The organism is Segatella copri (assembly GCF_026015465.1).
Classification (GTDB): domain Bacteria; phylum Bacteroidota; class Bacteroidia; order Bacteroidales; family Bacteroidaceae; genus Prevotella; species Prevotella copri_E.
The window spans coordinates 1323324-1348682 of record NZ_JAPDUQ010000001.1 but is presented as its reverse complement, the minus strand read 5'-3'; the positions used below and the strand labels follow the sequence as shown (position 1 = coordinate 1348682).

Genomic DNA, 25359 nt, shown 5'->3' with positions numbered 1-25359 from the left:
TAAGTATTAAAAAAGATTATGGCAAAAACATTAAATTCTAGAATACCTGAAGGACCAGTTGCTGAGAAGTGGACCAACTATAAGGCTCACCAGCGTTTGGTTAACCCAAAGAATAAGTTAAAGCTCGACGTTATCGTTGTAGGTACAGGTTTGGCAGGTGCTTCTGCTGCTGCTTCTCTCGGCGAAATGGGCTTCAATATCTTGAACTTCTGCATCCAGGACTCTCCACGTCGTGCTCACTCTATCGCAGCACAGGGTGGTATCAATGCAGCTAAGAATTATCAGAATGATGGTGACTCTGTTTACCGTCTGTTCTACGATACTGTAAAGGGTGGTGACTACCGTGCTCGTGAGGCTAACGTTTACCGTTTGGCTGAGGTGAGCAACGATATCATCGACCAGTGCGTAGCTCAGGGCGTTCCTTTCGCTCGTGAGTACGGTGGTATGCTGGCTAACCGTTCTTTCGGTGGTGCTCAGGTATCTCGTACATTCTATGCTAAGGGTCAGACAGGTCAGCAGCTTCTCCTCGGTGCTTACTCTTCTTTGAGCCGCATGGTTGAGGCTGGTAAGGTTAAGCTCTTCACCCGTTACGAGATGGAGGATGTAGTTATCGTTGACGGTCACGCTCGTGGTATCATCGCCAAGAATCTGATCACAGGTGAGTTGGAGCGTTTCTCTGCCAACGCCGTAGTTATCGCTACCGGTGGTTATGGTAACGCTTACTTCCTCTCTACAAACGCTATGGGTTGTAACTGTACAGCAGCTATCCAGTGCTACCGCAAGGGTGCTGACTTCGCTAACCCATCTTACGTTCAGATTCACCCTACATGTATCCCTGTTCACGGTACAAACCAGAGTAAGTTGACTTTGATGTCAGAGTCACTCCGTAACGATGGTCGTATCTGGGTACCTAAGAAGATTGAGGATGCCAAGGCATTGCAGGCTGGTACCAAGAAGGGTTCTGATATTCCAGAGGAAGACCGCGACTACTACTTGGAGCGCCGTTACCCAGCATTCGGTAACCTGGTTCCTCGTGACGTGGCTTCTCGTGCAGCTAAGGAGCGTTGCGACAAGGGCTTCGGTGTTAACAACACAGGTCTTGCCGTATTCCTCGACTTCTCTGAGTCTATCAACCGTCTCGGTATCGACGTTATCCTGCAGCGTTATGGCAACCTCTTTGATATGTATGAGGAGATTACTGACGTTAACCCAGGTGAGTTGGCTAACGAGATTAACGGCGTGAAGTACTACAACCCAATGATGATCTTCCCTGCTATCCACTATACAATGGGTGGTATCTGGGTTGACTACGAGTTGATGACCACTATCCCAGGTCTCTTCGCTATTGGTGAGTGTAACTTCTCTGACCACGGTGCTAACCGTCTTGGTGCATCTGCTTTGATGCAGGGTTTGGCTGACGGTTACTTCGTATTGCCATACACCATCCAGAACTACTTGGCCGACCAGGCATTGTGGCCAAAGCTCTCTACCGATCTCCCAGAGTTCGCAGAGGCAGAGGCAGGTGTTCAGAAGGAAATCGACCGCCTGATGGGTATCCAGGGCAAGCGCTCTGTAGATTCTATCCACAAGGAGTTGGGGCACATCCTTTGGGAGCATGTAGGTATGGGTCGTACCAAGGAAGGTCTTGAGGAAGGCTTGAAGAAGATGAAGGCTCTCCGTGAGGAATTCAACAAGAACCTCTTCATTCCAGGTAAGAAGGAAGGCTTGAACGTAGAGTTGGATAAGGCTATCCACTTGCGTGACTTCATCTTGATGGGCGAGTTGATCGCTTACGATGCATTGCACCGCAACGAGAGCTGTGGTGGTCACTTCCGTGAGGAGTACCAGACAGAGGAAGGCGAGGCTAAGCGTGATGATGAGAACTTCTTCTACGTAGGTTGCTGGGAGTATCAGGGCAATGATACAACTGCTCCAGTGCTCAACAAGGAACCTCTCGAGTATGAGGCAATTAAGGTACAGACAAGAAATTACAAGAATTAAAAAGCGAACAAGACAATGGCAAGAAATATAAGTTTCACAGTTAAGTATTGGAAGCAGGACGGTCCTACAGCACAGGGTCACTTCGATACACATGAGATGAAGAACATCCCAGATGATACTTCATTCCTCGAGATGCTCGACATCTTGAACGAGGAGCTCATCGAGTCAGGTCAGGAGCCTTTCGTCTTCGACCACGACTGCCGCGAGGGTATCTGCGGTATGTGCTCTCTCTATATTAATGGTACACCTCACGGTAAGACTGAGCGTGGTGCTACAACATGTCAGCTCTACATGCGTCGTTTCAACGATGGCGATGTTATCACCGTTGAGCCTTGGCGTTCTGCTGGTTTCCCTATCATCAAGGACTGTATGGTAGACCGTTCAGCATTCGACAAGATTATCCAGGCAGGTGGTTACACCAGCATCCGTACAGGTCAGGCTCAGGATGCCAACGCTATCCTGATTCCTAAGGAGAATGCAGACGAGGCAATGGATTGCGCTACATGTATCGGTTGCGGTGCTTGTGTTGCTGCATGTAAGAATGGTTCTGCTATGCTCTTCGTCAGCTCAAAGGTTAGCCAGCTGGCACTTCTCCCACAGGGTCGTGTAGAGGCTGCTGCCCGTGCTAAGAAGATGATTGCACGTATGGATGAGCTCGGATTCGGTAACTGTACAAACACTCGTGCTTGCGAGGCTGTTTGTCCTAAGAACGAGTCTATCGCTAACATCGCCCGCTTGAACCGTGAGTTCTTGAAGGCTAAGTTGGCTGACTAATCCATCGTTTCTTTTGAGACACAGGAATTTTCTCTCTGCATCTTTACGGATGCGAGAGAATTTTCCCAACAACTCTTCACACTTCATCTTTTGGATGTAAGTGGTTGAAGGATAAGAAGTTGGGCGGGTGAAGAGTGTTTTTTTACTCTTCACCTGCCCTTCACCTTTTTAGGCTGTTGACAGCTAAGCGGCTCTGCGTTTATACCTTTCCCAAAATCGTAAAAGGTGAAGAGTGGTGAAGAGTGGGTGAAGAGTGCTGAAAATCTCTTCACCTATGTAATATGTTGTGTTTCAGTTCTTTATGTTGGAATGGTGAAGAGTAAAGAGCTGATTGCGATATTCCTGCCAACCATGCTTCTCTTGAAATAAGAGAAAGGATGTTTGGCAAACTGTTATACAGGAACAGCCGACTAGCCTCTGTTGCGCTAGTCGGCTGTTTGCCTTCTGCCAGCTTTCTGTTTGCCTTCTACTAGCCGGCTGTTTTTCCTAGGCAGTTGTTCTATCTCCGACAGTTATTTATTTATTTACGCCTGCTGTTAGAATCATATAGCCCGGAAAAAGGGTAGATTATAGCCGAGAGCATCCTGTTTTCGGTGCATCCCGACATAAATTATCAGATATTCTGAGAAATATTTTGTTATCTCATCAGAATATCGTAAATTTGCGGTTATTAAGAATAAGTAATTTAATGACGAATCACTCAACAGAAATCATGAACCAAGCAACGTTCGATTTTATCCGCCAGCATCAGGACGATGATGTTCGCCAGCTGGCTTTCCTCGGCAGCAAGTATCCCGAGGTAGATATGCCTTTCGCTCTCGACCAGATTCGCGGGCGAAAGATGGCTCGTGTGAAACTGCCCCGTTGGGCAAGCATCGATGGCATCATCTATCCCCCTCATATTTCGATGGAGCAATGTTCGTCAGAGCAAACGGCACTTTATAAGGCTGAACTCGCTGCCCGACTGCTCGGTTTGTCTCCTTCATCATCCGAAAACGGAGAAGAAAAGGAGAAGGAGAGCGAAAACGCCTCAAATCTTCATCTTTCTGAAATTTGCGAATTTGCGGACAAAGGGGCAGTTGATTCAGAATTCGCCAAAAATGAAGCTACTTGCAAAAAGCAACAGATATTAACAGAATCAAAAGAGAATGTTAATGAAATAAAAGAAGAACCTCATGAAGGAGATTTTTCTGAAGAAATCGGGTTTGTTGACCTGACCGGCGGCTTCGGAGTAGACTTCTCTTACATCGCTTCCCGATTGGGCATGAAGTCGATGTATGTGGAGCGTCAGGCTCATCTCTGTGAAGCAGCGAAGGAAAACTTTGGGCGGTTGGGCTTGAAGAACGCCATCGTGAAGAATGGAGACGGAATAGAGGTGCTGCATTCTTTTGCTTCAAAGAAAGAGGCTGCTGCATCAGATTCTTTAGGCATAACTGAAGAGCAGTCTCAGTCATTACTTAAGACCAACCTTGGTCTTAAGCTGATCTTCATCGATCCTGCCCGTAGAGACGATGCGGGCAACAAGGTAGTATCCTTGAAAGATTGTACGCCCGATGTAACCCTTTTGCAGGAAGAGATGCTTTCTAAGGCAGATTACGTCATCATCAAACTCTCTCCGATGCTCGACTGGCATCGTGCCGTAAGCGAATTAAACTGCGTACAAGAGGTTCATATTATCTCCGTGAATAATGAGTGCAAGGAACTCCTTTTAGTGCTCTCATCTCGAAATATGGGCGGAAATCTCCGCATTTATTGCATCAATGATGCACAATCCTTCGTCTGCAACGAGTTGGATATGGAGACTTCTTCCGTCAAGATAGCCCCATCTACCCTTGAAGAGATGCAGTATCTTTACGAGCCGAATGCGTCGTTGATGAAAGCCGGCTGTTTCGGTGTTCTTTCCGGTCGTTATGATGCAAGGATGCTTTCCAAGAACAGCCATCTTTTCGTGAGCCAGGCACCTATCGAAGCATTCCCAGGCAGAAGTTTTCGCATCATCGCCATCTCTTCCTTTAATAAGAAGGAGTTGAAGCGTCATCTCTCAGGCATCACCAAGGCGAACATCGCCACCCGCAACTTCCCCCTTTCCGTAGCAGAATTGCGCAAGCGATTGAAGCTGAAAGATGGTGGCGAAACCTATATCTTCGCTACCACGCTAAGCGATGAAAGTCATGTGCTGATGATTACGGAGAAGGCTTAGGATAAGGAGATTTCCAGGTTTTTTCTTGATGTTTTAAAAGATTAGAGTCTTAAAGAAAACCAGGAAAGAGCTTGCGAAAACCTCGAAAATGTATAAGCTAGGAGGGATGAAGGTTTGATGGTAGAGAATATTGTGGTTCATCGAACAAGATGATTCGTCTCTACTAGCCATCGGATTCGACTCTGCCAGCAATCGAATTCGATTCTATTTGCCACTGGATTCGACCCTATCAGTTACCGCAGCTATATCTGTTGGTCAACTCAGTTATATCTGTTGGTTAACTCAGCTATATCTGTCGGCTAACTCATCCACTTCATTTCACCAATTCAACTACTTCATTTCGCTAACTCAACTGTTTCGTTTAGACTTTACGCTTTTACTATGTATGGTAGCAATAGGGCTTCTTAATGTTCCCAACCATCAGTTTTTATCCAAACAACGAAAAATAATCAACTAAAAATACGTGAGTAATCATTTTTTTCATTACCTTTGCAACCGATACCACACTCGCTCACGCCGTGTCGAGGTATTTGGAGCTGCTTTAAGCGACTTTCTAGTACTAAGATGGGAGAAAAGGTAAGTGGGATAAAGGTATCACGACATAATATAAAGGCGTTTACTTGACGCTTTGTTCTTGACGAATCGGAACTTCGCAACTTTCAAATGTAGTCTTGAGCATTGCAACGGTAGATGCCCTCGGGATGTGATATATTTCGCATCCCTTTACTGGTATGGCTTATTGCGTCTTGCGATGAGTCTTATATCCGTATAGGGAGAAGTGTATACATATCGGCGTGGGCTTCGACGTTGCTCGTTCAACTACATTGGGCAATGCGAAGGCCTCGATTCGTGGGACGGGTAACAGGTAGAATCCCACGTTTTTTTATTTTGCCGTCTGCTAAGAGTATATTAATCGCCAGTTGGGGATTCGGTGGCAAAGTGTAAATGAGATTATATGGGTAAACTTGTTTGTGATAATAATACATATTTTTTTGTTGCAAGTTTTTTGGGGGCGTTGCTGGGATGTGCCTTGGGGGGTACTGTATGCTTCTTATTGTGTAAAAGCAATGTGGAAATTTCTTCCCAGTTTGGTAATATGATAGCTGTTGCTAGTTTGGTGTTTTCTATTTTTTCTCTTTGTTTTAATTATTATTCTTCTAGTCAGAAACGATATGAAGAAACATTCTTCAATATGCTAGAACAAAAACGCAAAATAGTGGAAGGCTTGAAGATGCGCAGCAAAGTGTGGGATGAAAGTGATTCTATTTATCGTGATTATAATGCCAATGATAGCTTCATAATGATATGTAGCGAGGTAAATAATATTTATATGTCTTTGTTCAACCATGGAAAATACGAAAAACAGGCAACGCAGAATTCGCCAAATGAGGCAATTGAAGAAATAAGGGAAAATATAGATTTGTATAATGATGATGAATCTATACGCAAGAAGATAAAAGAGCGCTATCAATGTAGATTGACAAACCTTATTTATGATATAGATGAGGTTAAATATAATAAGGCTCAAACTGTAACATCGTTGGAAGAAAGGTGGAAAGGATGTTTTGGCTTATTCCTAAAAAAATATGGTTGGAGTTTGGAATTCTATTTTCGTCAAATTTATCAGTCTCTCTTATTTGCTGATAAACATCTATCTAATTTTAATTATTATGCTGATTTACTTAAAAGTCAAATGACAGCGTATGAAGTCAATGTTGTTAATTATTATGTTCTTACTCATATGAAATTGTTTGGAGGACTTAAAAATAAAGACGAAGTGAAAAAACTCTTTGGCAGTTTATATAAAAAAAATGAGGATTTTAGTAATAATTTAAAAACATAAAAGTATGAGACAATTTACAATTTCAAAGCTTTTGATAGCTTTTCTTATGATGCTTTGCTGTGGTACGGCAATGGCATCCGATTTTGTCACTGTTGATGGATTCAAATTCCTTGTCGATACAGACAAGGATGAGGCAACGTTGTTACCAAACAATTATTCTGGTGAGATGGTCGTCCCAGAAAAGGTAGCGTGGAAAGGTGTAGATTATCCTGTTGTTGCCTTTTCAGATCAATGTTTTTATAATAGCGGGGTGTCTGCTGTAAAAATTCCTGGAACGGTTGTGAAATTGGGAGAGAGCTGTTTCGAAAAATCGAGAATACAATCTATAATAATACCTTTTTCTGTAACAACGTTAGGAAAAAAATGCTTTAGCCAATGTGACTTTTTGTGTGATGTAATCTTACCTAATAGTATAGCTGAAATTCCTTATGGTTGTTTTTGGTATTGTAGTAGTTTGGCATCTATAAAGATACCATCTTCTGTTACCTCTATCGGAAGCTATGCTTTTGCTTATTCTCATGGGTTGAAAAATATAGAATTGTCGGAAGGTATAATAAGTTTGAAACTGGGATGCTTTTCTGATTGCACGAATTTAAAGACTCTTAAATTGCCGAAAAGTTTGGAAGAACTTGGGAATGATGTGTTTGATGGAAGTACCAATTTAAAAGAAATAAGATGTGATGCTTTAAATCCCCCATCAATTGGAAGTCGTCAAGACGGATTTTCTCGACAAGATTGTATATTGTCAGTTCCACAAGCTAGTATAGAATTTTACAAACAGAATAGTTGGTGGGGAGGCTTTGGAATAATCAATACAATAGAAGGAGATAATGAAGATGAAAAACCTTGTTCTGTCCCAGCCATTACCTATACTTTAGGCAATCTTTCTTTCGAAAGTTCAACCCCAGGCGCAGAATATCATTATACCATCAAGGATGCAGATGTGGCAACCGATAAATATAATACAGATGGGAAAGTGAAGCTGAATAGTAAGTTGGACATTTCTGTCTATGCGACAGCCGATGGCTATAAGGCATCGGATAAGGCGACGGCCACGCTCTATTGGCTCAATGCCGAGGGCGACGATACCAATAACATCAATCTTGTGAAAACAAGAGGGGTAATGGTAACGACGGATAGCGACATTACTATTTCTGGCCTGAATGACGGAGAGATGGTAACCTTCTATTCAGTAAATGGCGTGAATCTCGGAAGTGCCAAGGCGGTGCAAGGTGTTCTTCACTTTGCTAAGCCGAATGAAAGCATCGTCATCGCCAAAATAAAGGGCAATGATTTGAAGATAGCTGTTAGGTAACATTTGTGTTTGGAAGTCGCAAATTGCGACTTCCAAACTTCTTCAAGGTCGCAAATTGCGACTTTGAAACCTTCCTATTGTATCGTTTGAGGTTCCAATTTGACACCTCAAACAAAAACATTCTAGAAAATCCTTGCTTGTTTCCAATAATAGTTGTATCTTTGCCAAAATATTCAAAACCAAAGGAAATGGCAAAGGAAAAGGAATTGGAACAGGTGGAAGGACAGCAACTGTCTGTAGAAAATAAAGTGGAGTCTCTGATACGAGTTATCAGAGGACAACAAGTGATGCTTGACCGTGACTTGGCTGAGCTGTATGGAGTAGAAACAAAAAGATTGAATGAGCAGGTAAAACGTAATATAGAGCGTTTCCCTGAAGACTTTATGTTTCATTGACCCCAAATGAATTTGATAACTTGAAGTCGCAAATTGCGACTTCAAGTTGGGGCGGTGTAAGAAAACTGCCTTATGCTTTCACAGAGCAAGGAGTTGCCATGCTTAGTGGAGTTTGGAAGTCTACAACTGCTGTTGAAGCAAACATCCGCATCATGCGAGCATTCGTATCTATGCGCCATTTTATGGTGAACAATGTGGCGTTTTATCTCTTTAATGAAAAAGTTCCAAGTGGGAGGAATGCCACTTGGAACTTGACGTATTATTTTCTTTTTTCCTTGAAGAACTTCTCGAAGAAGTCCATTTGCTTTTGATTTTGAACAGGTCCCAAATGCAGTCCTTCCTTCATAATCATCACCGTTGGTTTACCTTCCTGGTAGGTAGTCCAGAAAGGAAGGCTATCCCCATTTGGATTGCCAGTCTTGGTAAAGTTGATCCAGTAGCGTGACATGATTTGTTCCATGTGCTGCTCCGTCTCGGTCATCTTTCCAGAGCCAAACTTATAGCCATAGATGAATGGCATCTCTGCCACATGGCTGGCTCCTCCCTTGCGGCTTTTCACGATGGTGTTCTCTGAGTCTTGGTCAAAGTAATACATATACACCTTGCCCTTGCCGGTCTTGCTCTGCAGGTTAGCCCAGGCATACGTTCCCCATGCAAAGGAGCCATCACGGAAAATGTCGGATTGGGCGAAGTAGGTTTCTTCCTCTGTCTTGGCAGGATAGAGGCTGAGAACCTGGTCTGCCCAGCTTCCATATATCTCATGGATTCTTTTCTCATAGTCACTTACACTGACAGGGCGGCTAAACATACTTCCTTCGTCGCTGTTGGTTCCTATGATGACATTTACATCATTGTAGTTTCCCTTTTCATAGAGCTTATACTGATCATCTGTGATGCTGTAGCCATCCACATTAGGCCAGAAGGATTCCATGGCGGTATTCTTCACGATGTCCATAGCCGGAACTTTTCTTAGCTGCTTCAAGTTCTTAGCCTTGAGTCTCTTTTGAAGGATAAGTCCACCTGCTTCTGCCGCTTTGTTGGTGAGCATGGCCGTGTTACCATTTCTGCTTTCACCCACAGGCCAGAAGGAACTACCACTTTCGCTGATGGCTCCTCGGAAGAGTCCCTTGGCAAGGGGAGAGGCGCATAGTATACTTACCGAGATACCACCGGCAGATTCTCCTGCAATGGTAATCTTGTCTGGGTCTCCACCGAAGGCAGCGATATTGTCGTGAATCCATTTTAAGGCCATCACCTGGTCAAGGATGCCATAGTTACCAGATATGTTCTTGCCTGATTCCTTACTCAGCTCTGGATGTGCCATGAATCCCAAGGCTCCCAAGCGGTATTCTATGCTGCAATAGATGATGCCTTCCTTGACAAAGCTTTCCTGAGTTCCACTGTAGGAGCCAGAAAGAAAGGCTCCTCCATGAATCATCACAAATACAGGGAGTTTGTCATTCTTACTCTTGGCTGGCGTTTCCACACTGAGGTATAGGCAGTCCTCGCTCATGCCCTGCTCACCACCATTTTGGTTAGGGTCGATGGGCTGTGGTGGACGGTCTCCCCATTTGTCTGCTTTGAATACTCCCTTCCAAGGCTTCTTGCTCACTGGGGCTTTCCATCTGAGGTTGCCCACTGGTGCTTCAGCGTATGGGATTCCCTTGTATAGGGCGAATCCTTCATGTTCCACACCTTCAATTTCTCCTTGCTCCACCGTTGTTCTTAGCAGTTGGGCGTTAGCTGCCGATAGGCAAAAGAGTGTCAGGGCGGCTGTCAGTAGATGTCTTTTTAATCTCATTTCTAGTTATTCCATTAATTTCGCAACACTATTATTAATTAAACATTTTAAGCGCCTGAGCAACAGAAAGTTACTCCGGATTTTGCTATGTCAGAATTTTCACTTATCTTAGTGTTGCGAAAAGAAAACAAGCAAAAACTCTGATATGACATGGCAAAGATACAAATTAAATCTGAGAAACTCACTCCTTTTTGAGGAATATTTTCGGGTCATGGAGCAATTTGACTCCACATTGTCATCTGTAATCGACTCAACCCTCAGAATTTCACTACTCATTTGATGAACCATCTCTCGCTTCATCCGACACTTCGCACTTCTCGCCAGTGTTGGAGAGAATAGATGATCGAGCTTTTTCTTATTGTGATTCCTTGAAGAATGTTAGTTTTCCGCCAGCGCTTAAAACTATCGGGATGAGGGTGTGTCATAAGTCTGTGACGCACCCTTTTTTTGTGTGTGTTTCTATATATTCTAGTTGAATCGTAGTCTTTCTTCACAAAGGGAATCTTATTATATTGTATAGAAACTTTACTTTTCTTGTTTTATCGATAACAAAACAGCCCCAAAGCTCACAAAAGGGCATAGTTATCCCTGACGATAAAACAACCAAAATTGAGTTTTATCGTTTTATACCCAAATATTTCTTCAAATTGAATCCCATTCCGAACAATCCTAGATCCATGTAAACCTTGTCCATTCCAAAATGCCTGAATCGCTTATAATGCATATCTGCCTTCATCTGCCCAAATACAGCTTCCGGCTCTATCGGTCGCTGGCTTCTGTGTTTCAAGCCCTCTTCAGACGTTAGTAGCAGGAAGGCTTCCTTTTTATATGCATTCAGTTTATGGTTGACATATATGGTTCTGTTGCCTTTGGATTTCTTGCAGAGACTTCCAAGCGGACATCCATCACATCGTTGTGCTCTATATAATGTAATGACAGACACATAGCCGGAGTCACTTTTCGTTTGCCGTTGTCCACAAGGTTCCATGTGTTGTCCCATGGGGCAGACATAATAGTCATCATCCCTGTTGTAGTAGAAGTTCGCTTGGTTGAAGGCATCCTCCTTGAAAGGCTTATGCTGTTCCTTGTGAAACCAGTTGTACTTTACATAACCCATCATTTCTTCCATCTCTAGGTACTCGTAGTTCTCCTCCGAGCCATACCCTGAGTCTGCGGTGACGCTCTTGGATTGCTTTCCATATCTTTTCTTGTACTTATCCAAAAAAGGCTTGAAGGTCAGGGTGTCTGTTGGATTGGGATAAAGGGCGAAATTCGTCCAATATTGATTCTCTGTCGCAATTTGAAGGTTATAGGCAGGCTTTGTCTGCCCATTGTTCATGGCATCTTCCTTGAGGCGCATGAAGGTCGCATCGGGATCAGTCTTGGAGTAACTGTTTCTCTCGCCCAGTATATCCAGTGATTTTTCATACTCGCACAGTTTGTCCGAGGCTTTGAACAAGTGATCTATCTGAGTATTTAGCTTTTGCTTCTCTCTTCCTGTAAGCTTTGCCTTAGGAAGGTTCTTAGCTTGCCTCTCACACAAACGTGCACTTCTCTCTACATCCTTGGCGGAAGTGGCTGGCTCGCTGTCTTCTTCCTTAATGTCACTCCCGCCATTCAGGCGAATTTGTTCTTTTATCTGAGCCAATGCAGCAGAGGTCTTTTCCAAGAGCTTAGCCCTGTTCTTTTCCACAGTCTTCTTCCATACAAACGTGTACTTGTTTGCTTTCGACTCTATCTTAGTGCCATCAACATATTGTTCCTCCAGACTAATCACGCCCTTTTCAACCAATATGGAGACGACTGCATCAAAATAAAAGTCGATGCATTTAATCATATGATTGGATCTAAAGCGGTTGATTGTTGCGAAAGATAATTGCTTACCTCCACAAATCCACATATAGCGAACATCGTATTTAAGTGCGTCCGCTATGCCACGACAGGAATAAACGCCATTGATATAGGCAAAAACAACTAAACTTAGAAGCATCTTCGGACTGTAAGGAGGAGCACCAATCCCATCATAGGTATCCATGAGAGGGTTGATGTCCATACTGCGAATAATATGATCCACCATACGAACTTTGCTGTCTTTTGGCACATAATCATCGAAAGAGTTAGGAAAAAAGCTCAATTCGTGCCGAGTTTCAGATTTTATTTGTATCTTTGCCATACTTAAAGAAGTTTTCTGCAAAGATACAAATCTTTTGCGGAAAGGCAAAGCCCGAGCTTGTGAAAGTTTGGGCTTTGTTGTAAATAAAAATGTTTTTTAAAGATTTCGTATCTGTGAAAAGGCAAAAAATAAAAAGGGGTGCGTCACAGACTTATGACACACCCTCTTGAAATCGTTTTGTTATCTCAATGGAATTTTGTACTTTTGCGCTATGGTAGTTGAATATTATAATTAAAAAACAAACTATAAAATTATGAACAGATTAAGGACAATCTATCTATCGCTTCTGTTTATCCTGGCGATGAACATGACGAGTGTGTTAAGTGTGATGGCGGAGAACTATCCCTATCGCAGTGATTATCTTTGGCTAACCGTGCCCGATCATGCCGACTGGCTCTACAAGACGGGCGAACAGGCTAAGGTGGAAGTAAGTTTCTATAAGTATGGAATTCCCCGTGACGGCGAGGTGAACTATGAAATAGGCGATGACATGCTGAAGGCAGACAAGAAAGGAAGCTTCAAACTGAAGAACGGGCGCGCCATCCTGAACATCGGTACCCGAAAGACACCGGGCTTCCGCGATTTGAGATTATTCTATAAACTCGATGGCAAGACCTATCAGCATCATATCAAAGTAGGATTCTCGGTAGATAAGATTCAGCCTTATACCCAGGAGCCTAAGGATTTCGATGCATTCTGGCAGCAGGCAAAGGACGAACTGAAGAATGTTCCCCTGAGTTACACCAAGGAACTCGCCAAGGAATACTGTACCGACAAGATAGACTGTTATCTCGTTAAACTTCAGATAGATAAGAAAGGTCATGCGATGTACGGCTACCTCTTCTATCCCAAGAATGCCAAGCAGGGTAGCCATCCTGTGGTTCTCACCCCTCCTGGAGCCGGCATCAAAACCATCAAGGAGCCTATGCGCAATAAATATTATGCCGAGAATGGCTTCATCCGCCTGGAGATAGAGATTCATGGTCTCGACCCGCGCATCCCTACCGAAACCTTCAATGAAATAAGCAGGGGATTCAACGATGCAAATGGCGGATATTTGTCTAACGGACTGGAAGATAAGAACCGCTACTACATGCGCCATGTTTATCAGGGACTGGTGCGCTGCATCGATTTCCTAACCTCTCTTCCAGAGTGGGACGGAAAGAATGTGGCTGTGCAGGGCGGAAGTCAGGGTGGAGCCTTGGCTATTATTGCAGCCGGTTTAGACAAGCGCGTAACCCAGTGTGTTGCCAATCATCCGGCGCTCAGCGACATGGCTGCCTACGCCGAGAAGGGAAGAACGGGCGGTTATCCTCATTTCACCAAATATCATGAGATATTGAAGAATAAGGATTGTTTCAACACGATGGCTTATTATGACGTGGTAAACTTTGCCCGGAAGGTGAAGGTGCCAACTTATCTCACCTGGGGATACAACGACAATACTTGTCCGCCAACCACCAGCTATGCCGTGTGGAATACCCTGAAATGTGAGAAGGAATCGCTGCTTACTCCTATCAACGAGCATTGGACTGCCAGCGAGACCAATTACCAGCAGATGGTCTGGATCAAGGAGCATCTCATCAAGTAAGAGATTCCTTTTCCGGAACGAACAATCCATCAGGTAAAGATATTCCGCCAAAACCACCACTAAATGGGTGATATAGGCTAGTTTGGGGGCTGTAATTAAATTTTAACCCCTAAAAAACTGCAAAAAAAGTAGCAATATTTGGTAATTTGCCAAAATATTGCTACTTTTGCATTTATAATATTGCAAACTAGTTTGAAAATCATGTCATTAATAGAAATTAAAAAGGTCGAAACAAAGAAGGACTTGAAGACGTTCATCGACTTCCATTACGACCTCTACGAAGGCAACGAATATGATGTGCCTAATCTTTTCAGCGACGACATGAATACTCTGAGCAAGGACAAGAACGCAGCGTTCGAGTTCTGCGAGGCAGAGTATTTTCTTGCCTATAAGGATGGCAAGTTGGCAGGTCGCGTCGCTGCCATTATCAATCATAAGGCAAACAATAAATGGGACAGGAAGTCGGTCCGTTTCGGCTGGATTGATTTCATTGACGACCGCGAGGTTTCCAGGGCTCTTCTCGATGCTGTAGAAAAATACGGTAAGGAGAAGGGTATGGAAGATATTGTAGGTCCGCTGGGTTTTACCGATATGGATCCAGAAGGCATGCTTACCTGGGGCTTTGACCAGCTAGGCACCATGCCTACCATTTATAATTATTCATATTATCCGGAGCACATCGAGGCTCTGGAGGGTTTTACCGTAGATAATAAGTATGTAGAGTATAAACTGATGGTGCCAGATACCATCCCGGAGAAATATTCCAAGATAGCGGCGATGATAGAGAAAAGATACAATCTCCATGTCCGCAAACTTACCCGTAAGGATATTTATCAGGGCGGATACGGACAGAAGATTTTCGACCTCATCAATGATACATACAAGAATCTCTATGGTTATTCCGAACTTTCACAGAAGCAGATAGACCAGTACATCAAGATGTATCTGTCTTTGCTCGACCTGAACTTTGTAACAGCCATAGAAGACTGGACTACCGAGGATCATAAGATGATAGGTATCGGTATTACGATGCCTTCCCTTTCCAGAGCTCTGCAGAAGTGTCATAGGGGCAGGCTGCTTCCTTTTGGCTGGTGGCATCTGCTGCGCGCCATCAAGTTCCATAAAACCAAGATTGTCGACCTTCTGCTCATCGGTATCCAGCCGGAATACCGTGCTAAGGGTGCCAATGCGCTGCTCTTTGCCGACCTGATTCCTATCTATCAGAAGTATGGAATAGAGTGGGGAGAAACGCAGGTGGAAATGGAAGATAATGCTGCCGTGCAGGGACAATGGGGTGTCTTGGATCCAGTCCTTCACAAGCGCCGCAACTGCTATATTAAGAGTATCAGGTAAATAGCAATTGTTGTGTTGTCAATTATCTGATAAACAGAATATTGCAACATTATTTGCTATGTTATAGGAAAATAAATAAGAATAACTAAGGAGGAAATCATGTCTGAAGATAAAAACTTAGGTAACAGCGAATTGAATGCCGCTGATGAGCTTACCAATGCCCCTCAGGAGCAGCAGCCGCCGGTAGAATATACCGACGATAACATCCGCCACTTGAGCGATATGGAGCATGTACGCACCCGTCCGGGTATGTACATCGGCCGTCTGGGAGATGGAAATCTGCCGGAAGATGGTATTTATGTGCTCTTGAAGGAGGTGGTAGACAACTCTATCGATGAATTCAAGATGGGCGCAGGTGCCCGTCTGGAAATCGATATCGAGGACAATCTGCGTGTCAGCGTGCGCGACTATGGCCGTGGTATTCCTCAGGGCAAGCTCGTTGAGGCTGTAAGTGTGCTGAATACCGGCGGTAAATACGACAGCAAGGCGTTCAAGAAGAGCGTTGGTCTGAATGGTGTGGGTGTGAAGGCGGTCAATGCCCTCAGTTCCCACTTCGAGGTAAAGTCGTACCGCGACGGTAAGGTGCGCCATCTGAAGTTCGAGAAAGGTATTCTGAAGAGCGACACGACGGAAGATACTGAGGACGAGAACGGTACCTTTATCTTCTTCGAGCCGGATAATACACTCTTCAAGAACTATTCCTTCCACGATGATTTCGTGGAAACGATGCTCCGCAACTATACTTATCTGAACACCGGACTCACCATCATGCACAATGGCCGCCGCATCTTGAGCCGCCATGGTCTGCAGGATTTGCTGAGCGATAATATGACCAATGAAGGCCTCTACGACATCGTCCACATGAAGGGCGAGGATATCGAGATTGCCTTCACCCATACCAACCAGTATGGCGAGGAGTATTATTCCTTCGTCAACGGTCAGCACACCACCCAGGGAGGTACGCATCAGAGTGCCTTCAAGGAGCATATTGCCAAGACTATCAAGGAGTTCTACGGCAAGTATGAGTATGCTGACATCCGAAACGGACTGGTGGCTGCCATTGCCATCAACGTAGAAGAACCGGTCTTCGAGAGTCAGACCAAGATTAAGCTCGGCAGCACCACGATGACTCCGAATGGTGGCGAAACCATTAATAAGTATGTAGGCGATTTCCTGAAGAAGGAAGTAGACAACTATCTCCATATCCACAAGGATGTAGCTGAGGTTCTGGAGAATAAGATTAAGGAGAGCGAACGCGAGCGCAAAGCGATGGCGGGCGTTACCAAACTCGCCCGTGAACGTGCCAAGAAGGCGAATCTCCACAACCGCAAGCTCCGCGACTGCCGCATCCATTTCAGCGACGCCAAGAACGAGCGCAAGGAGGAGAGTTCCATCTTCATCACCGAGGGCGATTCTGCCAGCGGAAGCATCACCAAGAGCCGCGATGTGAATACCCAGGCGGTGTTCTCTCTTCGTGGTAAACCGCTCAACAGCTTCGGTCTTACCAAGAAGGTGGTTTATGAGAATGAGGAATTCAATCTGCTTCAGGCGGCTCTCGACATAGAGGATGGCTTGGATTCTTTGCGTTACAACAAGGTGATTGTGGCAACCGATGCGGATGTCGACGGAATGCACATCCGCCTGCTCATCATCACCTTCTTCCTTCAGTTCTTCCCAGATCTCATCAAGAAGGGCCATGTCTACGTGCTTCAGACCCCATTGTTCCGAGTGCGCAACAAGCGAACCAAGATCAAGAACAAGCAGGCGGTGGCTGATGCGGATGCGAAACTGGGAAGCAAGGAGAAAAAGAGCGATTTCATCACGCATTACTGTTACAGCGATGAGGAGCGCCAGCAGGCGATTCGCGATTTGGGTCCTGACCCTGAAATCACCCGATTCAAAGGATTGGGAGAGATTTCGCCTGATGAATTCGCCCATTTCATCGGTCCCGACATGCGGTTGGAGCAGGTTACGCTGCATAAAACCGATCAGGTGCAGAAACTGCTGGAATATTATATGGGTAAGAATACGATGGAGCGCCAGAACTTCATCATCGAAAATCTGGTGATAGAAGAGGATATTCCGGAGGAGGACTCTGAGCCGCTGGATTAAATGAAGTGAAGAGTGAAGAACGAAGAGTGAAGAATTCAAGTGCTTTCGGGGGTAACCATTGAAAAAAGCGCTGTTAACTGTTAACCTGTTAACTCTTGAAGGATTTCTCTCTTTCATAAACTTTAAGTTTTAAGAAATGAAGAAATATCTATTCATAGCACTGGTAGCATTCCTGGCAGTAACTTCTGCCAGTGCCCAGTTGCGTATCAAGATGGGCAAGAACAGCCCGATAGAGAAGTTGGGAAGGGCTGAAATCGCCATTACCAACCTCTATGTGGATAGTGTGGATGAGAATAAGCTCGTAGAGGACGCCATCCGAGGCATGCTCGAAAAGCTCGACCCTCATTCTTCTTACGCCACAGCCAAGGAAACCAAGGCGATGAACGAGCCGCTGAACGGCAGTTTTGATGGCATTGGCGTGCAGTTTAACATGGTAGATGATACGCTGCTCGTTATCCAACCGGTTACGAACGGGCCTTCCGAGAAGGTGGGAATCATTGCCGGCGACCGCATTGTGGCTGTAAACGATACTGCCATTTCGGGCGTCAAGATGAGCAAGGAGGAAATCATGAAGCGCCTTCGTGGTCCTAAGGGAACCACGGTGAACCTTACCATCGTGCGCCGTGGCATCAAGGATAAGCTCATCTTTAAGGTAAAGCGCGATAAGATTCCGGTAACTACGATGGATGCGGCTTATATGATTCGTCCGGGCATCGGATACATCCGATTGGGAAGCTTCGGTCTTACCAGTCATAAAGAGGTAACAATAGCGATGGATTCGCTGAAAAAGAAGGGAATGAAGGACCTTATCTTTGACCTTGAGGATAATGGCGGAGGCTATCTTCAGGCTGCGGCTCAGATTGCCAACGAGTTCCTGCAGAAGGGCGATCTCATCGTTTATACCAGTGGTCGTGCAGCGCCTCGCCAGGAATACAAGGCGCAGGCTAACGGCAGATGGCGCAATGGCAAGGTGGTGGTGCTCACCAATGAGTTTACCGCTTCTGCCGCCGAGATTGTTTCCGGAGCCATCCAGGATCAGGACCGTGGCGTAGTGGTTGGTCGCAGAACCTTCGGCAAGGGATTGGTGCAGCGTCCGCTGACCTTCGATGATGGCAGCGAGATTCGTCTCACCATCGCCCATTACTATACGCCTAGCGGCAGATGCATCCAGAAGCCATATAAGAAAGGTGACAGGTTGGATTATGCGATGGATCTGGACAAACGTTACAAGCATGGCGAGTTCACCAATCAGGACAGCATCCATCTTTCAGACAGTCTGAAGTATTACACCTTGCGCAAGCATCGTGTAGTTTATGGTGGTGGTGGAATCATGCCAGATTATTTCGTGCCGCTGGATACAACCAAGTACACCAAGATGCACCGTCAGTTGGCAGCCAAGAGTATCGTCATCAACCACAGTCTGAAGTTCATCGATGCGCATCGTAAGGAACTGAAGAGCCAGTATAAGGATTTCGATAAGTTCCTCGCCACCTACGAGGTTCCTTCTTCGCTGATAGATGGTATTATCGCCGAGGGAAAGAAGGATAAGATAGAGCCAAAGGATGAGGCTGAATTAATTCAGACGAAGAAATACCTCGCCCTGCAGCTGAAAGCCCTTGTAGCGCGAGATATCTGGGATATGAGCCAATACTTCCAGGTTTGGAACGAGACCAATGAGATTGTTCAGCGCGCCGTGCAGCTGCTGACTACAGGGAAGTAGATTAAGGAAGAGTGAAGAACGAAGAGTGAAGAAACAACGTTCGGCGTCCGAAGGGAAAGCCAATTCAAGTGCTTTGCTCATGTAACCATAGAAAAAACGGCTGTTAACTGTTAACCTGTTAACCCCGTGAGGTAATGATATAAGAAAAGGTCGTGAGGTTCAATCAGAAATCTCACGACCTTTTTTTATCTTTTTCAGAAGTCATTTACTTCTTCTCATGCAGATGGTCCCATTTCAGATAGATTCCGGCAAGGATGGTACCGGAAATACTGTGCCAGGCGCAGCTGATGGCGCAAGGCAATACGGCGAGAGGCTGGGCTGCGAAGAAATTGCCAGCCAGTACCGTAGCAAGACCGGCGTTCTGCATTCCTACCTCAATACTGATGGTACGCTTCTTGGCAGTATTGAATCCGGCACATTTGCCGGCAAGCCAACCGAGAAGATAGCCCAGCGTGTTGTGGCAGAAAACCACGGCGAAAGTCCAGAGGAAAAGCGATAAGCCGCGGGCTACGAGGTCATCATGAACCGTAGAAATCACACCGCCTACGATGATTGCCAGACACGTAACGCTGATGCCCGGCATCAGACTCTGGATGGTAGGGAAGCAGTCTTTCTTGCCGTAAATATAGTTGAGGGCGCAGCCGATGGCCACAGGAATAATCGTTACGATGAGGATGTTGATGAACATTCCCACAGCATCTACATGGATAATCTCGCCTGCCGTAATCTTCATCAGCAGCGGAGTCATCACCGGTGCAAGAATGGTTGAGGCGCAGGTCATTCCTACGGAGAAAGCTACGTCGCCATGACACAGATAACTCATGATGTTGCTCGAAACGCCGCCCGGACAGCAACCTACCAGCAGGATTCCGAGTGCCAGGGCTGGGTCAAGATGCCACACATGAACCAGGGTGTAAGCCACGCCAGGCATGATGATAAACTGGGCACAGGCTCCGATGAAGACATCCAGCGGGCGCTGAGCCAGAATCTTGAAGTCGTTGGTGGTCAAGGTCAGACCCATGGTGAGCATGATGATGCCGAGAATGACGGTTTGAGTAGTTCCGCGCACCCAGTCAAAGGTATGTGGGAAGAAGAATGTGAACACTGCAACACCTATCACGAAGATAGATGTGTAATTGGCCAGCAGCTTGCTGAGCCCTTGAAATAACTTTAGCATAATTCTATTTCTTTTAAAATCCTGATATTTCTCTCTTATTTATTTCTTTCCTCTCTTTCAATATTGAGTGCAAAAGTACGTCTTTTCTTTCGGATAAACAAATTATTCTGCAATAAAATGATAAATTATAACATTTTTATAGGTTAGCGCTTGCAAATCTGCACGAATCTTTTGGGATTGTGCAAAATCATGGGCAAAATAATTCGGCTTTTCTTCTTTAATTCCGCAACAAATGTGTAACTTTGCACCCATATTATCGATAATAGTCATAGAATGAACGAAGATTTTGATATAAGACAAGAAATGGTTTCGCCTGCCGAAAAGGAATTCGAGAAGGCGCTGCGCCCGCTGAAGTTTTCTGATTTCAGCGGACAGAATGGCGTGGTAGAAAATCTCGAGGTCTTTGTTGAGGCTGCCAAATATCGTGGCGAACCACTCGACCATACGCTCCTCCACGGTCCGCCGGGATTGGGTAAGACCACGCTGAGCAACATCATCGCCAATGAACTGGGCGTAGGATTCAAGATTACATCGGGTCCTGTGCTTGATAAGCCGGGCGATCTAGCGGGAATCCTTACCTCGCTGGAGCCCAACGATGTGCTCTTTATCGATGAAATCCACCGACTTTCGCCTGTGGTAGAGGAGTATCTCTATTCGGCGATGGAGGATTACCGCATCGACATCATGATAGACAAGGGTCCTTCGGCTCGAAGCATCCAGATAGATCTGAATCCGTTTACCCTCGTGGGAGCGACAACGAGAAGCGGTCTGCTTACAGCTCCTCTCCGTGCCCGTTTCGGAATCAATCTGCATCTCGAATATTACGACCCAGCTACGCTTCAGAAGATTATCAAGCGAAGTGCGATGCTCCTGAAGGTGCCGATAGAGGATGAGGCGGCAGTGGAAATCTCCCGCCGTTCGCGCGGAACCCCTCGTATCGCCAACTCTCTGCTCAGGAGAGTGCGTGATTTTGCCCAGGTAAAGGGCAACGGAACCATCACTTACGATATTGCCCAGATGGCGCTCAAGGCGCTGAATATCGACCAGTATGGCTTGGATGAGATTGATAATAAGATTCTCACCACCATCATCGACAAGTTCCGTGGCGGTCCGGTAGGCGTAAGCACCATTGCCACGGCAATAGGCGAGGATGGCGGCACCGTAGAGGAGGTTTACGAGCCGTTCCTCATCATGGAGGGTTTCATCAAGCGCACGCCGCGAGGCAGAATGGCAACGCCGCTTGCCTACGAGCATCTCGGCAGAAATCCGTATACAAGCAATATTATGCAGGGAGACTTGTTTGAGTGAAGAACGAAGAGTGAAGAAAAACATGAAGATAGGAATATTTACGGGTACATTCGACCCATTTACGATAGGACACCAGAACATTGCTGAGCGTGCCTTGCCGATGTTCGACAAACTCGTGATTGCAGTGGCGGTGAGCAAACTGAAGCACGCCAGCGAGGAAATCTCGAAGCGTGTGGAGGATATCAAGGCTGTTTTCCCGAAGGAATGTTCGGAACTGGTAGATGCGGAGGATGCATCTAAGGGTTATCGCCTGGAGGTGGTTTCTTACGATGACCTTACCATCGATTTGGCGCACCGTATGGGAGCCAAGTTCCTGGTGCGTGGCGTCCGCTCTGCCAAGGATTTCGAATACGAGCGAGAGCAGGCTGACATCAATAAGCAGTTGGGCGGCGTAGAAACCATCTTGCTGTTTTCTGACCCAAGATACAGCAGCATCAGCTCAACGCTGGTCAGGGAATTGAGATTTTTCGGAAGAGATGTAGATGAATTTTTACCAAAAATAAAAATAGGAGGAAGAAGCGTATGATAACATACAATGTAGATGGCGTGAAAATGCCAAAGATCAAGAAGCGTGATACGAGTGCCTGGATTCGTAAGGTAGCTGCCTCTCATGGCCGCAAGGTGGGTGAGATTGGCTATATGTTTGTAGATGACGAGAAGATTCTCGAAGTGAACAACGAGTATCTGGGTCATGATTACTATACCGATGTCATCACCTTCGATTACGATGAGGATGATGTGATTAACGGCGACATCGTGATTTCGCTCGATACTGTGCGCACCAATGCCGAGCAGTTTGGTAAGACCTACGATGATGAGCTTCACCGTGTCATCATCCATGGCATCCTGCACCTCTGCGGCATCAACGACAAGGGACCGGGAGAGCGAGAAATCATGGAAGATAATGAGAACAAGGCACTCGCCCTGCTCGAAGGTGCTTCGATATTGAAGAAGTAAGGTAATGAAAAACAGCTGTTAACTGTTAACCTGTTAACATTATAAAGATAGGAGACATAATTATGGCAACAGCAATTAAGGCGATTCCTACATTGGAAGGCAAGGAGGCAGAAGTCTTTCTTCGCCAAGCAGAAGAAGCCGAGCGCAACTTTAAGGGATTCCAAAACATCGATAATCACCCTTATTGTGTAATGGCTCATAGTATCTTGGAGAAAGCAGGAATGAGATAAGAAAGGAGGCTACAATGTTTCTAAAAAGTTTAATGATAAAGGGAGAACCCAGCATGTATTGTTGGATTCTCCCTTTGTCAGTATATTGGCTTATCAACTTTCTAAACTTTTGATTCTCTCCCTACATTCTTTCAGAATCCCAGTCAGTTCCTCCACGGTAGTGGCTCTCAGCATGGCGATTCTCGTCTGGCGGAAGTCGGGAATGCCTTTGAAGATAGGGGAGGCGGCTAGGTGGCGACGGGTGTGGAGAATGCCTCTGTACTCATCGATGCGCTCTACGTTGATGCGCAGCTGCTCCTCCAGGAGGTCAATCTTCTCATCCACGGTTAATGGGGCTGCACCCGTATTATCCAGATAATCACGCATTTCCTTGAAAATCCATGGCCTTCCGAAGGTAGCGCGGCCAATCATCACCGCATCTACGCCGTATCTTTCGAAGGCAAGTTTGGCTTCTTCCGGGGTCGTAATATCGCCGTTGCCGATGATAGGAATATGGATGCGGGGATTATTCTTCACCTCTCCTATAAGGCTCCAGTCGGCTTCTCCGGTGTACATCTGGCTACGGGTTCTGCCGTGGATGGTGAGCGCCTGGATTCCGCAATCCTGCAGCTGCTCGGCAAGGTCGGTGATGATGAGGTTCTCGCAATCCCAACCCAGTCGGGTTTTCACGGTTACGGGCACGTTTACCGCCTTCACCACTTCTCTTGTAATATCCAGCATCAATGGGATATTTCGGAGCATTCCGGCTCCTGCACCCTTTCCGGCAACCTTCTTCACCGGGCAACCGAAGTTAATATCAATCACATCCGGCTTCGCCTGTTCCACGATCTTGGCAGCTTCCACCATGTCCTCGGTGGTTCTGCCGTAAATCTGAATGCCCACAGGGCGCTCTTCATCGCTTATCGTAAGCTTGCTGACGGTGCTCTTGATGCTTCTCACCAAGGCTTCCGCCGATACGAACTCAGTATAAACCATGGCAGCTCCGAATCGCTTGCAGAGCATGCGAAAGCCAATATCCGTTACGTCTTCCATCGGAGCGAGGAAGAGGGGCTGAGGCCCAAATTCTATATTTCCTATTTTCATGAGTCATGAGTTAAGTGAAGAGTGAAGAACGAAGAGTGAAGAATCCAATAGCTTTGTGGATATATTGTACTCTGTGTTCTTTATTGTTATCATTTTTGCGGCTGCAAAATTACATCAATTTTTTGAAATAAAAGAAGAAAGAGTGGAATAAGCGCAATTTCGCACTTGAATTCTTCACTTTTCACTCTTCACTCTTCACTTCAAAAGATGATACATTCCCCCTGCAAAGGTCTTGATGACTCCCTTCATCTCCAATGTGAAGAGGAGGGAAGTGAGGCGAGAAATGTCGATATTCGTCTTTACGGAGATGAGATTCACTTGCAGGTCGTTGGTCTTGGAGAGGACTTCTACGACGAGTTGCTCCTCGGGCGATAATTCCGGGAAGAGGCTGCGCTCGATGCCTTGCTGCTTGGCTCGCATCAGGGTGGCGTCATCCTGCCAGCGCATGTCCTTCACAAAGTCCTCGGCACTGGTGATGAGCGTGGCACCATTATTCCTTATCAGGTTGTTGCAGCCCTCGCTGTAGTGGTCGCCTATCCTGCCCGGGAAGGTGAAGACGTCCCTACCGTAGGATTGCGAAATGTCGCAGGTGATGAGTCCGCCGCCATGAGCTGCGCTCTCTATCAGAATGCAGGCATCCGACATTCCCGCTACGATGCGGTTGCGGCGCACGAAGTTTATCTTATCAGCGTTTGTACGGGTAAGGAATTCGGTGAGCAGTCCGCCCTGTTCTATCATTCTTGCCGCCGTTTCCCGGTGCTGACGGGGATAGAGGTCATCCAGACCGTGAGCCAGTACGCCTATGGTTTCGTAGCCGCAGGCGAGTGCCTGGCGATGAGCCACGATATCCACTCCGTAGGCAAGTCCGCTCATGATGAGCACGTTGGGTGAGAGCTGCTTCAGGTCGGTGATGAAGCGGCGGATGAGGTCTTCGCCGTAAGGTGTGCAGTGGCGGGTTCCTACGATGTTGATGACGCGCTGCTGGTTGAGGTTGGCGTTGCCTTTATAGAAGAGGATGAGGGGTGCGTCATCGCAATCCTTGAGGCGTTGCGGATAGCGGTCGTCGTTCATCGGAATGGGTTCTATTCCGTAGCGTATGTCGTACTCCAGTTCTTCCTCAGCGCGTTTTCGGGCTTCTTCGCAGTTCTGGATAGCGCTCACGAGTTTATCCGAGGCATCGGGGAGGATGTCTCTGAGGTTGTTCTTATGCTCCAAGATGAGCGTAGCGGAGCCTACCTTTCTGTATAGCTCCAGCATTCCTGCCAGGCTGAAGTAATTGAGCCTTGTCAGGAGGATGGTGTTCAGTATTTCCTGTTGATCAGCCAT

Annotated in this window: 20 protein-coding genes and 2 pseudogenes; 16 read left to right on the top strand and 6 right to left on the bottom strand. The window is 46.0% G+C overall.

Annotated elements, in window-relative coordinates; genetic code table 11:
* Nucleotides 1-18: 18 nt before the first annotated feature.
* The 7 genes and pseudogenes from ONT08_RS05665 to ONT08_RS05635 form a co-directional block, all read left to right on the top strand.
* Entirely contained in the window at nucleotides 19-2001 is a 1983-nt protein-coding gene (locus tag ONT08_RS05665) for a fumarate reductase/succinate dehydrogenase flavoprotein subunit (protein WP_119236260.1), read from the top strand.
* A 15-nt stretch (nucleotides 2002-2016) separates the two neighbouring features.
* Entirely contained in the window at nucleotides 2017-2775 is a 759-nt protein-coding gene (locus ONT08_RS05660) for a succinate dehydrogenase/fumarate reductase iron-sulfur subunit (RefSeq protein WP_022120108.1), read from the top strand.
* A gap of 225 nt (nucleotides 2776-3000) precedes the next feature.
* On the top strand, nucleotides 3001-3144 hold the full coding sequence (locus tag ONT08_RS05655) for a hypothetical protein (RefSeq protein WP_264959449.1): 144 nt from the start codon (nucleotides 3001-3003) through the stop codon (nucleotides 3142-3144).
* 343 nt (nucleotides 3145-3487) lie between these two features.
* A complete protein-coding gene (locus tag ONT08_RS05650; protein ID WP_264959448.1) occupies nucleotides 3488-4975 on the top strand; it encodes a class I SAM-dependent methyltransferase in 1488 nt (495 codons plus the stop codon).
* Nucleotides 4976-5930: 955 nt separating this feature from the next.
* Nucleotides 5931-6818 (top strand): putative phage abortive infection protein, encoded by an 888-nt coding sequence (locus ONT08_RS05645; RefSeq protein WP_264959447.1) that lies wholly within the window; start codon nucleotides 5931-5933, stop codon nucleotides 6816-6818.
* A 4-nt stretch (nucleotides 6819-6822) separates the two neighbouring features.
* Nucleotides 6823-8133, top strand: a complete 1311-nt coding sequence (locus tag ONT08_RS05640; RefSeq protein ID WP_264959446.1) for a leucine-rich repeat domain-containing protein — start codon at nucleotides 6823-6825, stop codon at nucleotides 8131-8133.
* Nucleotides 8134-8420: 287 nt separating this feature from the next.
* Nucleotides 8421-8719: pseudogene (locus ONT08_RS05635) on the top strand (ORF6N domain-containing protein); the annotation flags it as partial.
* A gap of 68 nt (nucleotides 8720-8787) precedes the next feature.
* Here the strand turns inward: ONT08_RS05635 and ONT08_RS05630 are convergent.
* Complete coding sequence (locus tag ONT08_RS05630; protein ID WP_264959445.1) at nucleotides 8788-10329, bottom strand: carboxylesterase/lipase family protein; 1542 nt, start codon at nucleotides 10327-10329, stop codon at nucleotides 8788-8790.
* A gap of 150 nt (nucleotides 10330-10479) precedes the next feature.
* Here ONT08_RS05630 and ONT08_RS16515 point away from each other — a divergent pair.
* Nucleotides 10480-10644, top strand: a pseudogene (locus ONT08_RS16515) (IS1380 family transposase); the annotation flags it as partial.
* A 301-nt stretch (nucleotides 10645-10945) separates the two neighbouring features.
* Here the strand turns inward: ONT08_RS16515 and ONT08_RS05625 are convergent.
* The gene (locus ONT08_RS05625) at nucleotides 10946-12502 is read right to left on the bottom strand and encodes an IS1182 family transposase (protein WP_264959388.1); all 1557 of its coding nucleotides are present in this window, start codon (nucleotides 12500-12502) and stop codon (nucleotides 10946-10948) included.
* A gap of 301 nt (nucleotides 12503-12803) precedes the next feature.
* Here ONT08_RS05625 and ONT08_RS05620 point away from each other — a divergent pair, with 301 nt between their 5' ends.
* The 4 genes from ONT08_RS05620 to ONT08_RS05605 all read left to right on the top strand — a co-directional run bounded on the left by ONT08_RS05620 (nucleotide 12804) and on the right by ONT08_RS05605 (nucleotide 19278).
* Nucleotides 12804-14093: an acetylxylan esterase gene (locus ONT08_RS05620; protein ID WP_264959572.1), complete on the top strand. Its 1290-nt coding sequence runs from the start codon at nucleotides 12804-12806 to the stop codon at nucleotides 14091-14093.
* 201 nt (nucleotides 14094-14294) lie between these two features.
* A complete protein-coding gene (locus ONT08_RS05615) occupies nucleotides 14295-15446 on the top strand; it encodes an N-acetyltransferase (RefSeq protein ID WP_117587142.1) in 1152 nt (383 codons plus the stop codon).
* 99 nt (nucleotides 15447-15545) lie between these two features.
* Nucleotides 15546-17558: a DNA topoisomerase IV subunit B gene (locus ONT08_RS05610; protein WP_264959444.1), complete on the top strand. Its 2013-nt coding sequence runs from the start codon at nucleotides 15546-15548 to the stop codon at nucleotides 17556-17558.
* Between the two features lie 136 nt (nucleotides 17559-17694).
* A complete protein-coding gene (locus ONT08_RS05605) occupies nucleotides 17695-19278 on the top strand; it encodes a S41 family peptidase (protein ID WP_254973608.1) in 1584 nt (527 codons plus the stop codon).
* 205 nt (nucleotides 19279-19483) lie between these two features.
* Here ONT08_RS05605 and ONT08_RS05600 read toward each other — a convergent pair whose 3' ends face one another.
* Nucleotides 19484-20455, bottom strand: a complete 972-nt coding sequence (locus tag ONT08_RS05600; protein WP_006848929.1) for a bile acid:sodium symporter family protein — start codon at nucleotides 20453-20455, stop codon at nucleotides 19484-19486.
* A gap of 102 nt (nucleotides 20456-20557) precedes the next feature.
* Entirely contained in the window at nucleotides 20558-20707 is a 150-nt protein-coding gene (locus ONT08_RS05595) for a hypothetical protein (protein ID WP_264959443.1), read from the bottom strand.
* Between the two features lie 21 nt (nucleotides 20708-20728).
* Between ONT08_RS05595 and ruvB the strand changes: the two genes are divergently transcribed.
* The 4 genes from ruvB to ONT08_RS05575 all read left to right on the top strand — a co-directional run bounded on the left by ruvB (nucleotide 20729) and on the right by ONT08_RS05575 (nucleotide 22950).
* Nucleotides 20729-21763, top strand: a complete 1035-nt coding sequence (ruvB, locus tag ONT08_RS05590) for a Holliday junction branch migration DNA helicase RuvB (protein ID WP_117587145.1) — start codon at nucleotides 20729-20731, stop codon at nucleotides 21761-21763.
* 22 nt (nucleotides 21764-21785) lie between these two features.
* The gene (gene coaD, locus ONT08_RS05585; protein ID WP_264959442.1) at nucleotides 21786-22289 is read left to right on the top strand and encodes a pantetheine-phosphate adenylyltransferase; all 504 of its coding nucleotides are present in this window, start codon (nucleotides 21786-21788) and stop codon (nucleotides 22287-22289) included.
* Nucleotides 22286-22720, top strand: coding sequence for an rRNA maturation RNase YbeY (ybeY, locus tag ONT08_RS05580; RefSeq protein WP_264959441.1), 435 nt, complete (start codon nucleotides 22286-22288; stop codon nucleotides 22718-22720). Before coaD ends, ybeY begins: the two co-directional genes overlap by 4 nt.
* A 62-nt stretch (nucleotides 22721-22782) precedes the next feature.
* On the top strand, nucleotides 22783-22950 hold the full coding sequence (locus tag ONT08_RS05575; RefSeq protein WP_264959440.1) for a hypothetical protein: 168 nt from the start codon (nucleotides 22783-22785) through the stop codon (nucleotides 22948-22950).
* Nucleotides 22951-23043: 93 nt separating this feature from the next.
* Here ONT08_RS05575 and dusB read toward each other — a convergent pair whose 3' ends face one another.
* Together dusB and dprA are read right to left on the bottom strand one after the other, a co-directional pair.
* The gene (gene dusB / locus ONT08_RS05570; RefSeq protein ID WP_264959439.1) at nucleotides 23044-24033 is read right to left on the bottom strand and encodes a tRNA dihydrouridine synthase DusB; all 990 of its coding nucleotides are present in this window, start codon (nucleotides 24031-24033) and stop codon (nucleotides 23044-23046) included.
* Nucleotides 24034-24228: 195 nt separating this feature from the next.
* Nucleotides 24229-25359: a DNA-processing protein DprA gene (gene dprA, locus ONT08_RS05565; protein WP_264959438.1), complete on the bottom strand. Its 1131-nt coding sequence runs from the start codon at nucleotides 25357-25359 to the stop codon at nucleotides 24229-24231.

Bases quoted from the DNA above. Each gene is read 5' to 3' on its own strand.
- ONT08_RS05665 (WP_119236260.1), top strand. From the start codon at position 19: ATGGCAAAAACATTAAATTCTAGAATACCTGAAGGACCAGTTGCTGAG.
- ONT08_RS05660 (WP_022120108.1), top strand. From the start codon at position 2,017: ATGGCAAGAAATATAAGTTTCACAGTTAAGTATTGGAAGCAGGACGGT.
- ONT08_RS05650 (WP_264959448.1), top strand. From the start codon at position 3,488: ATGAACCAAGCAACGTTCGATTTTATCCGCCAGCATCAGGACGATGAT.
- ONT08_RS05645 (WP_264959447.1), top strand. From the start codon at position 5,931: ATGGGTAAACTTGTTTGTGATAATAATACATATTTTTTTGTTGCAAGT.
- ONT08_RS05640 (WP_264959446.1), top strand. From the start codon at position 6,823: ATGAGACAATTTACAATTTCAAAGCTTTTGATAGCTTTTCTTATGATG.
- ONT08_RS05630 (WP_264959445.1), bottom strand. From the start codon at position 10,329: ATGAGATTAAAAAGACATCTACTGACAGCCGCCCTGACACTCTTTTGC.
- ONT08_RS05625 (WP_264959388.1), bottom strand. From the start codon at position 12,502: ATGGCAAAGATACAAATAAAATCTGAAACTCGGCACGAATTGAGCTTT.
- ONT08_RS05620 (WP_264959572.1), top strand. From the start codon at position 12,804: ATGAACATGACGAGTGTGTTAAGTGTGATGGCGGAGAACTATCCCTAT.
- ONT08_RS05615 (WP_117587142.1), top strand. From the start codon at position 14,295: ATGTCATTAATAGAAATTAAAAAGGTCGAAACAAAGAAGGACTTGAAG.
- ONT08_RS05610 (WP_264959444.1), top strand. From the start codon at position 15,546: ATGTCTGAAGATAAAAACTTAGGTAACAGCGAATTGAATGCCGCTGAT.
- ONT08_RS05605 (WP_254973608.1), top strand. From the start codon at position 17,695: ATGAAGAAATATCTATTCATAGCACTGGTAGCATTCCTGGCAGTAACT.
- ONT08_RS05600 (WP_006848929.1), bottom strand. From the start codon at position 20,455: ATGCTAAAGTTATTTCAAGGGCTCAGCAAGCTGCTGGCCAATTACACA.
- ONT08_RS05595 (WP_264959443.1), bottom strand. From the start codon at position 20,707: ATGGGTGCAAAGTTACACATTTGTTGCGGAATTAAAGAAGAAAAGCCG.
- ruvB (WP_117587145.1), top strand. From the start codon at position 20,729: ATGAACGAAGATTTTGATATAAGACAAGAAATGGTTTCGCCTGCCGAA.
- coaD (WP_264959442.1), top strand. From the start codon at position 21,786: ATGAAGATAGGAATATTTACGGGTACATTCGACCCATTTACGATAGGA.
- ybeY (WP_264959441.1), top strand. From the start codon at position 22,286: ATGATAACATACAATGTAGATGGCGTGAAAATGCCAAAGATCAAGAAG.
- ONT08_RS05575 (WP_264959440.1), top strand. From the start codon at position 22,783: ATGGCAACAGCAATTAAGGCGATTCCTACATTGGAAGGCAAGGAGGCA.
- dusB (WP_264959439.1), bottom strand. From the start codon at position 24,033: ATGAAAATAGGAAATATAGAATTTGGGCCTCAGCCCCTCTTCCTCGCT.
- dprA (WP_264959438.1), bottom strand. From the start codon at position 25,359: ATGGCTGATCAACAGGAAATACTGAACACCATCCTCCTGACAAGGCTC.